Origin of the sequence: Kribbella sp. NPDC006257 (assembly GCF_040613535.1) — a bacterium.
Classification (GTDB): domain Bacteria; phylum Actinomycetota; class Actinomycetes; order Propionibacteriales; family Kribbellaceae; genus Kribbella.
The window spans coordinates 62,789-70,226 of record NZ_JBEXSJ010000045.1; the positions used below are offsets into that span (position 1 = coordinate 62,789).

A 7,438-nucleotide genomic window follows, 5' to 3' on the forward strand; every position below is an offset into this window, starting at 1 on the left:
ATCTTCTCGTCCCCCGCAACCCGAATTAGATCGCGGCAGTCACCACGTGCTGCCCCTGCACGGTCTTGATCTCGACCGAGCGGACCTGGTCGAGCGGCACTACTACACCACCGCCGAAGCGGCTCCCCTCGTTCGCTGCTTTCTCCGAGACGATCCAGCTCCCGGCACTCCAGGTCTTGCCGGACTTGTCGGTGACCCACATCTGGCACTCGGCCCCGGACTTCAGCCCGGCGATGTTGACGGTGACCCAAGTCCAGCCGGCACGTGGTTCGACAGTGGCCGCCATGGTCGCACCGGTGCTCGCGTCGCTCACCATGACCTGTTTGGTCCCAGCCGGTGGCGTGTCGACTGCCACCGGGTAGTTGTCTGCTGTCTGCCGCCCGATCAGTACGCCGCCACCAACAGCCCCGGCGACGACGATCACCGCTGCCGCCACCGCGAGCCACCGCCCACGCTTCTTCGCAACAGCCGGAGCAGCCGGAACGGGCTCCGAAGGAGCAGACACAGCGCGCACCTCACGGAGCGTCCGCTGCAGCATCAGGTCACCATCGGTCGGCGGCCCGTCCAGGAACGCCTCGGGCGGTACCTCGCCGAGGAACTCCTTCATCTCCTCCAGCTCGACCAGCTCGTCCCTGCACTCGGCACAGCCGGCCAGGTGCTCCTCGACCTCGCGGATCTCGTCCGGCTCCAGTCCACCGAGTACGTAGGCACCCAGAGAGGTCTGATCGTGCTCGCTCATCCGGCCACCTCCGCTCCCGGTCCCATCACCGTACGCAGTGCACGGAGGGCGTAATACGATCTCGATTTCACCGTACCGGGCGGGACACCCAATTCCTTCGCCGCCTCGGTCACCGACCGCCCGCGGTAGTACAGCTCGACCAGTACTTCGCGGTGCTCGGGTGACACCTGGTCCAGCGCGTCCAGCACGACCATGGTGTTCACCACGGCCTCGGAGTGATCACGCTCGACCGGCGGCCGGTCCTCGACCTCGGCAACCTCAGCAGGCCGCACGGCTCGCGCCCTGGCCCGGTCGGTGACGATGTTGCGCGCCACGGTCAGCAGCCAGCCGCGCACGGACCCCTTGCCGGTAGTGAGGTCGTCAGCATGCTTCCACGCCCTGACCAGCGTCTCCTGTACGACGTCCTCGGCCGCCGCGCGATCTCCGGTCAGCCTGGTCGCATACGCCAGCAGGCTGCGCCCGTGTTCGGCGTACAGCGAACGGATCAGCGCCTCGGCCGTGTCGGGACGGCGGTCCACGTCACCCACCGCTGTCCTCCCGGGCTCGATCGTCGCGGTCGTTCGTACCCTAGGGGATGCGACGTCGGCTGCACACACTGCAGGGCCCCGAACGGGACCCTGCAAAAGACAACTGGCCGAGTACATGAAGCTCAGTAGCCGGAGTTGCCGCTGTCGGAGTCCTGGATGGTGATCTTCTTACCGTCGGGACCGACGACCCACCACACATTGCCGAAGGCCTGCCCCTTGGCATCGCCGGCCTTGCTGTCCTTCCCGAACTGGTACAGCGGCAGGCCACCCAGTGTGACCTGCTTGCTGCCGTCGGTCCGCGCCACTGTGCCGACCAGTGAGGCGTCCACGCCGTCCACCTGCGGAGCGCCGGCACCGGCGAGCACCGGCGGCCACATGGCAGCGCAGTCACCATCACAGGTGGGCTTACCCGCAGTGTCCTTGTCGAACACGTAGAGCGTGCGACCGGTGCCGTCGACAACTACTTTGCCGAAGTCACCCACGTCGGCAGTGGCGAGCTTGGCGCTGGCCGACTGGGTGCTGCTGGACTGTGGGGCCGCAGGGGTGTCGTCCCCACCACCGCAGGCGGTGAGGGCGGACAGGCCGATGACGGCCGTTCCGGCGATGAGGGCGAAGCTCTTCATGGTGGAACTCCTTGGAGTGGGTGTTCGACTGTTCGACACCACCCACACGGACAATCCGCCGGACTGGTTCAGAGGATTATGGTCACGTTATGACCACACCAGCAGGATTCCCCGCGCCAGTCCAGCGGGCGCTGACCGCCATCGACGAGCAGGACACCGACGCCTTCGTCGCGGCCTTCGCACCGGACGGGTTCGTCGACGACTGGGGCCGCCAGTTCCGCGGCCCGGACGCGATCCGCTCCTGGAGCGACAACGAGCTGATCGGCAAGCGGGCCACCTTCACCGGCACCGAGATCGCCACGCCGGGCAATCCGTTGACCATCGTCACCCAGGTCGGTGGCGATGGATTCAACGGCCCGTCCCACTTCACTTTCGACGTCGCCGGCGATCTGATCGCCTCGATGACGATCACCGCCTGACCGGTACTACGGCTGGAACAGCACCTTGCCGGTACGACCCGGCCGGCGAGCGTGCTCGAACGCCTGCAGATAATCCGCGACCTGGTACGACGCCTCGACCTCCGAGCTCACCACGCCCTCGGCCGCTAGCTCCGCGAGTTCACGGAAGGTCTGCTCGAGTTCCTCGCGCGGGGCATTGCCGAGCCAGTTGACGATCCACAACCCGCGCACGCTGAGCTGCCGGTAGATGGTGTCGCCCAGCCCGACCTGCACCGGCTGACCGGTGACGGACGAGTAGCTGACCACGGTCCCGCCGAACTCGGCCGCCTGCGCCAGCGCACCCACGGTTGCGTCCCCCGTACCGTCCAGCACCAGCTTCAGCGACTCCCCGTCGAGCGCCTTCCCGATCCGCTCGCCGAGTTCGTTGCCATCGACAACAACCAGGTCAGCCCCGGCGACCCGTAGCTTCTCGGCCGCCTCCTCCCGGCGTACGACGGCAAGTGTCTTCAAGCCAGCCAGCTTCGCCAGCCCGAGGATGTAATTGCCGACGCCCGAGTTGGCCAGGTTGAACCCGATCCAGTCCCCCGCCTCCAGGTCCACGTACTTCGTCAACGCGAGGTGAGCGGTCAACAGGTTGACGCCCACCATCGCGAGCTGCCGCGGATCTCCGTCCTCGGTGATCGTCACGACGTTCTTCACCGCCACAACGACCCGGTCGGACCAGGTGCCCTGCTCGTAGTTCGGCACGATCAGCACCCGGTGCCCGACCAGGGACTTGTTGCCCCCGGCACCCACCTCGACTACCCGGCCGACACCCTCCGAGCCGAGCCCGAACGGCACCTGCGCCTGGTACCCGTAGGTGCCGGCAGCGAGCATGAAGTCGACCGGGTTGATCGGGGCAGCCTCGATCTCGACCAGCACCTCGTCCGGCCCGACGCTCAGATCCGGATCCTTGACCAGGTCGACGTTCTCGTCGATGCTCCCGATCTGCCGCAGAATCAACTGGCTCATAGCCTGCTACCCCTCTTGAGTGGTTGTCAGTACCATCCGGAACCGCGCCGCGCCGGACATCATCCGCTCGTACGCCGTACCTGCTTCCTCCAGCGCAACGACCTCGACCAGCGGCCGCACGTCGTTCGCCAGGCTGAAGGCGAGGTTCTCCTCGTTCTCACTCGGTGTGCCGGTGAGCGAACCGTGGATGCTGCGGCCGCCGAAGATCAGCGAGCCGGTGGTGACCTCGATCGGGTCGTTCGCGGCGCCGACCACGATCAGCCGGCCGCGCAGTCCGAGCCCGTCGATCAGCGGGCTCATCGAGGCACCGCTCGCCGCCGTCGCCACGATCACCTGTGCCCCACCGAGCTCCTGAAGCGCCTTCGCCGGGTCGACCACCGAGCTGTCGATGTATTCGGAAGCGCCCAGCTGCAACGCCAGTTCGCGCTTCCCTTCACCTCGCGCGATCGCTGCCACCCGGAAGCCGAGCTTGGCGGCGTACTGGATGGCCAGGTGCCCGAGCCCACCGAGGCCCTGGACCGCCACCAGATCGCCCGCTTGAGCGGCACCCTTGCGCAGACCGTTGAACACAGTGATCCCCGCACACAGCAGCGGAGCCGCTTCAGCGGCAGACAGTTCCTCCGGTACTGCGACCAACCCGCTGGCCCACGAACTGGCCGACAGTCCACCCGGTGACGTCCGCGCCGAGCTTGTCGATCCGTCCGACGATCTCGTGACCGGGGACGATCGGCGTACCGGCGGGGCGGCTGCCGAAGAGGTTGTGGACCCCGACGACGTCGCTGTGACAGACCCCGCAGGCCTCCACGGCGATCCTCACCTGGCCTGGTCCGGGGTCGGTGAGCTCTCGCTCGACCAGCTCGAACTTGCCCTCCGCGGTGGCCTGGACGGCGCGTAGGTGGTCATCATGAACTCCTAAGACGGTCGGTCATCTTGAAACGGTCAAGCCTGTGCACCCGCGAAGTGCGGTGGCGCTCAGGCGATGAGGATGGCCTCGAAGGTGAGATCGAAGAAGCTGTCGAAGACGTCGGCGGACTTGAAGGCCCGCGCCTGGATGAGGGTGCCCTCCCAGGCGCTGAGCAGATACCGGGCGGTCTTGCCGGCGTCGAGCTCCTGGCGGATCGCGCCGGCCTGCTGGCCCGCTGCGATCGCCTTGCTCAGCAACTCTGTCCAGACGGTGAATCCATCCCGGACACCGGTGCGGATCGTCTCGCTGTGGTCGATGATCTCGGTCCCGAAGTTGCCGAGCAGGCAGCCTTTGGTCAGCTCGGAGTTGATCACTCCGTCGCGCAGGAACTCGAAGTGCCTGCGGATCCGCGCCACCGGCTCGACCGACTCGTCGGCCAGATCCGTCAGCCGCATTTCCACGCCGTACCGCTCCAGCGCCACCAACGCGAGCGCTTCCTTGCTCTCGAAGTGGTTGTAGAACGACCCCTTCGGCACGCCGGCCCGATCGGTGATGTCCTTCACCGCCGCCGCGTTGAACCCACGCTCATGGAACTGCGCCAGCCCCGCCCCGACAATCTCTTCCCGCATACTCCGCCTCGCCATACCATCAATATGACCGGTCGTCTTAACCCTGTCAACTGGTCGCCGCCTGAACGTGATCGCTCTCCTCCGCGACGTCGACCACAACGCCGACACCATCCACTCAGTCCTCGACGACCTGACTGCCTGCAATCCCTTTCTGCAGAAGGTGCAGAAACACGGCTTGTTATTGAGAGCGCACTGGCGGCGACGCTAACGTTGCCGCCATGGCAAATCACGTGAGGCGATTTTTGACCGGCGCGATCGGCGTAGGCTGTCTATTGAGCACAGCCAGCCTGATTCCCGCAACTGCTGCCGAAACAAGTCCGATCGGGGAGCCGAAGAAGGCCACCTCGGCGAAGTACACATTGCCGCTGGACATCACCGGCGACGCAGCCCTGTCAGAGGCGCGGGACAGCTTCAAGTCCTCGCTCAAGTCGCTGTCGGCGTCCGAGGGAGCAACGATCTGGGACAAGGCTTCGAACACCCTGACCGTGCAATTCACGTCCGATGCCGCCATCAATAAAGCCCAGACGCTGCGGGCCAAATCTGCCACGCCGTTCAAGGTCAAGTATGTCCAGGTGAAATACACCGAGAACGAGCTGAGCACACTTTCCGACAAACTTTTCGATGATCAAAAAAAATGGGCCGGCGCGAGCGGGATCGGCGGCGGTTACGACCCGGTGACAAACCGCGTCCTCTTGCAGGTCGACCCGAAATACAAGGATTCCGCCACCTTGGTCCGGGCGATCAAGGGGCTGAAAGACCCGCGCGTCACCCTTCAGTACGTGCAGGCCACCACCCATACCGGCACCGAGACCCGCGTCGTCGACTTCGCGCCGTGGACGGTCGGAGCCACCATCACGTCCTCGCCGAAGGGCAACGGGTGCACCCTGGGCTGGGCCTGGAGGATGAAGGACACCAATGAGGTGGTGGGATCGACGGCACGGCACTGTGCCGATCTCGACTGGTACAACAACGGGCACAAGGTCGGGACGGTCTTCAAGTCCGCGAAGGCGGTCGACTCCGCTCTGATGCATGGCAGCACCTACTCACCCACCGTTTTCGTCGGCAACCAGACGACCGGCGAGGTCCGCCCTGTCGTCGGGTTCGACGGGGCGTGGTCCGTCGGCGACCAGGTCGCGATGAGTGGTGCGACCACTGGTCTCAACGTCTCGAGTGTCAAGGTGCCGAGCTACACCCTGCCCTCGTGCGCCGGGGAGTACGCGGGTCTGAAGGGTGTGCTGATGGCGACCCACCCCACCGCCGGTGGTGATTCAGGTGGCCCGTGGCTGACCACCCAAAAGGGGACCGGAAGCGCGATCGCTCACGGCCAGCACTGGGGCTACGGGTGTGCCTCCGGCTACACCGGGTCCTTCTTCATCAAGCTCAACGACATCGCCGGCGCCCAGAATGCCGGCCTGCTGATCCAGTAACACCAAAGCACCCCGAGACCACGGTCTGGCTGACTCCCCCGACGTCAGCCGGACCGTGGAGCGGCTGGAGGAGGCGCCTGCAGGTGGTGACCGGGCGGCTGGTTCAGGCGGGTTCGGGTTCTCGGATTCTTTGGGAGATTACTGCGGAGACGCCGTCGCCGCGCATGGTGACGCCGTACAGGGCGTCGGCTACCTCCATGGTGCGCTTCTGGTGGGTGATGACCAGGAGCTGGCTGTTCTCGCGGAGTTCTTCGTAGATCTCCAGGAGGCGGCCGAGGTTGGTGTCGTCCAGCGCGGCCTCGACCTCGTCGAGGATGTAGAAGGGCGACGGACGCGCCTTGAACAGCGCGACCAGGAACGCGACCGCGACCAGCGAGCGCTCACCACCGGAGAGCAGCGACAGCCGCTTGACCTTCTTGCCGGGTGGGCGGGCCTCGACGTCGATGCCGGTGCTCAGCATGTCGCTCGGGTCGGTCAGCACGAGCCGGCCTTCGCCACCGGGGAACAAGCGGCTGAAGACGTGTTCGAAGGCGACCTCGACGTCGCGATAAGCCTCGGTGAAGACCTGTTCGACCCGGTCGTCGACCTCCTTGACGATGTCCATCAGGTCTCGCCGGGACTTCTTCAGGTCCTCGAGCTGCTCCGACAGGAACCGGTGCCGCTCCTCCATCGCGTCGAACTCCTCCAGCGCGAGCGGGTTGATCCGCCCCAGCTGGCCGAGCGCGCGTTCCGCCTGCTTCAGCCGCTTCGCCACCTTGGCTCGGTCGAAGGGCTCCCCCTCGACCTCCAGCGACGGCTGGTCGGCGTCGGCATCGGAAGCCGGTAGCGGCGGGACCAACTGATCCGGCCCGTACTCCGCGATCAGCGTCTCCACCTCGGTACCGAGCTCGCTGAGCGCCTTCTCGTACAAAGCTTCCAGCCGCATCTTCTGCTCCGCGCGAGCCAGCGCGTCGCGGTGCACGGTGTTGGTCAGCTGCTCCAGCTCGCTGCTCAGGTTCCGCGTGGCCGAACGCGCCTGCGCCAAACTCTGCTCGCGATCGGCACGCTCAGCCTGGATCGCCGAACGCTCGGCGGCAGCCAGTTGCAGCGAGTTCTCCAGTCGCGCCAGCACATGCCCAGCCGCCAGGTGCACGGCCTGCGCCGCCTCGGACTGACGCGCCCGCCGCGATGCCCGGGCGAT

Annotated in this window: 10 protein-coding genes; 2 read left to right on the forward strand and 8 right to left on the reverse strand. The window is 66.3% G+C overall.

Annotated elements, in window-relative coordinates; genetic code table 11:
- Window positions 1-25: 25 nt before the first annotated feature.
- The 3 genes from ABZ004_RS35960 to ABZ004_RS35970 form a co-directional block, all read right to left on the reverse strand.
- Window positions 26-739 (reverse strand): zf-HC2 domain-containing protein, encoded by a 714-nt coding sequence (locus tag ABZ004_RS35960; RefSeq protein ID WP_355686103.1) that lies wholly within the window; start codon window positions 737-739, stop codon window positions 26-28.
- Window positions 736-1,266 (reverse strand): sigma-70 family RNA polymerase sigma factor, encoded by a 531-nt coding sequence (locus ABZ004_RS35965; RefSeq protein WP_355686105.1) that lies wholly within the window; start codon window positions 1,264-1,266, stop codon window positions 736-738. The genes ABZ004_RS35960 and ABZ004_RS35965 overlap by 4 nt, the downstream gene beginning before the upstream one ends.
- Window positions 1,267-1,388: 122 nt before the next feature.
- Window positions 1,389-1,889, reverse strand: coding sequence for a hypothetical protein (locus tag ABZ004_RS35970; RefSeq protein ID WP_355686106.1), 501 nt, complete (start codon window positions 1,887-1,889; stop codon window positions 1,389-1,391).
- 89 nt (window positions 1,890-1,978) lie between these two features.
- Here ABZ004_RS35970 and ABZ004_RS35975 point away from each other — a divergent pair, with 89 nt between their 5' ends.
- Window positions 1,979-2,308: a nuclear transport factor 2 family protein gene (locus ABZ004_RS35975; RefSeq protein ID WP_355686108.1), complete on the forward strand. Its 330-nt coding sequence runs from the start codon at window positions 1,979-1,981 to the stop codon at window positions 2,306-2,308.
- Window positions 2,309-2,314: 6 nt separating this feature from the next.
- Here the strand turns inward: ABZ004_RS35975 and ABZ004_RS35980 are convergent, their stop codons facing one another.
- The 4 genes from ABZ004_RS35980 to ABZ004_RS35995 form a co-directional block, all read right to left on the reverse strand.
- Window positions 2,315-3,298 (reverse strand): zinc-dependent alcohol dehydrogenase family protein, encoded by a 984-nt coding sequence (locus tag ABZ004_RS35980; protein ID WP_355686110.1) that lies wholly within the window; start codon window positions 3,296-3,298, stop codon window positions 2,315-2,317.
- A 6-nt stretch (window positions 3,299-3,304) separates the two neighbouring features.
- Window positions 3,305-3,868 carry a zinc-binding dehydrogenase gene (locus ABZ004_RS35985; RefSeq protein WP_355686111.1) on the reverse strand — a complete coding sequence of 188 codons (564 nt, stop codon included), beginning with the start codon at window positions 3,866-3,868 and terminating at the stop codon, window positions 3,305-3,307.
- A gap of 31 nt (window positions 3,869-3,899) precedes the next feature.
- Window positions 3,900-4,115, reverse strand: coding sequence for an alcohol dehydrogenase catalytic domain-containing protein (locus ABZ004_RS35990; RefSeq protein WP_355686113.1), 216 nt, complete (start codon window positions 4,113-4,115; stop codon window positions 3,900-3,902).
- A 155-nt stretch (window positions 4,116-4,270) separates the two neighbouring features.
- Window positions 4,271-4,846, reverse strand: a complete 576-nt coding sequence (locus tag ABZ004_RS35995) for a TetR/AcrR family transcriptional regulator (protein WP_355686115.1) — start codon at window positions 4,844-4,846, stop codon at window positions 4,271-4,273.
- A 203-nt stretch (window positions 4,847-5,049) separates the two neighbouring features.
- Here ABZ004_RS35995 and ABZ004_RS36000 point away from each other — a divergent pair, with 203 nt between their 5' ends.
- Window positions 5,050-6,258, forward strand: coding sequence for a hypothetical protein (locus ABZ004_RS36000; RefSeq protein ID WP_355686117.1), 1,209 nt, complete (start codon window positions 5,050-5,052; stop codon window positions 6,256-6,258).
- Window positions 6,259-6,361: 103 nt separating this feature from the next.
- Here ABZ004_RS36000 and ABZ004_RS36005 read toward each other — a convergent pair.
- Window positions 6,362-7,438 (reverse strand): AAA family ATPase (locus ABZ004_RS36005; RefSeq protein WP_355686119.1); only part of this gene is annotated, 1,077 nt, incomplete at its 5' end.

Bases quoted from the DNA above. Each gene is read 5' to 3' on its own strand.
- ABZ004_RS35960 (WP_355686103.1), bottom strand. From the start codon at position 739: ATGAGCGAGCACGATCAGACCTCTCTGGGTGCCTACGTACTCGGTGGA.
- ABZ004_RS35970 (WP_355686106.1), bottom strand. From the start codon at position 1,889: ATGAAGAGCTTCGCCCTCATCGCCGGAACGGCCGTCATCGGCCTGTCC.
- ABZ004_RS35975 (WP_355686108.1), top strand. From the start codon at position 1,979: ATGACCACACCAGCAGGATTCCCCGCGCCAGTCCAGCGGGCGCTGACC.
- ABZ004_RS35980 (WP_355686110.1), bottom strand. From the start codon at position 3,298: ATGAGCCAGTTGATTCTGCGGCAGATCGGGAGCATCGACGAGAACGTC.
- ABZ004_RS35995 (WP_355686115.1), bottom strand. From the start codon at position 4,846: ATGGCGAGGCGGAGTATGCGGGAAGAGATTGTCGGGGCGGGGCTGGCG.
- ABZ004_RS36000 (WP_355686117.1), top strand. From the start codon at position 5,050: ATGGCAAATCACGTGAGGCGATTTTTGACCGGCGCGATCGGCGTAGGC.